Source organism: Streptomyces sp. P17, assembly GCF_032436805.1.
Taxonomy (GTDB): Bacteria; Actinomycetota; Actinomycetes; order Streptomycetales; family Streptomycetaceae; genus Streptomyces.
Genome location: NZ_JAVRBF010001091.1, coordinates 1 through 258, shown reverse-complemented (window position 1 = coordinate 258; position 258 = coordinate 1). Strand labels below are relative to the sequence as shown.

General features: G+C 71.7%; 1 protein-coding gene. It reads left to right on the top strand.

Going from position 1 to position 258, the window contains the following annotated elements; genetic code table 11:
• The coding region (locus tag RMT89_RS44035) for a hypothetical protein (protein ID WP_315889370.1) at nucleotides 1-258 on the top strand (258 nt) is incomplete at both ends.

The following is a 258-nucleotide window of genomic DNA, read 5'->3' as shown; positions in this document are numbered from 1 at the left end:
AGGCGGTCGGACCGGATTGGGTCGCCGGCCGCCGGCACGTCTGGGACAGCCACGCCGGACTTCTGCCCGAGGGACGGGAGGTCCTCGTCCCATTCGAGATTTCGGCCTTCGCGGCGACGCGGGACGTCCGGCCCGAACTCGCGGCTCTCGGCCGGATGACCGTGCGGGGGGTCGAGCATCTGCCGGACGAGCTCCTCTGGAAGGGGTGGGGGTTCGGAGAGGTGCGCGACGTCGTCGTCGACTGCACCGCCCTTGACG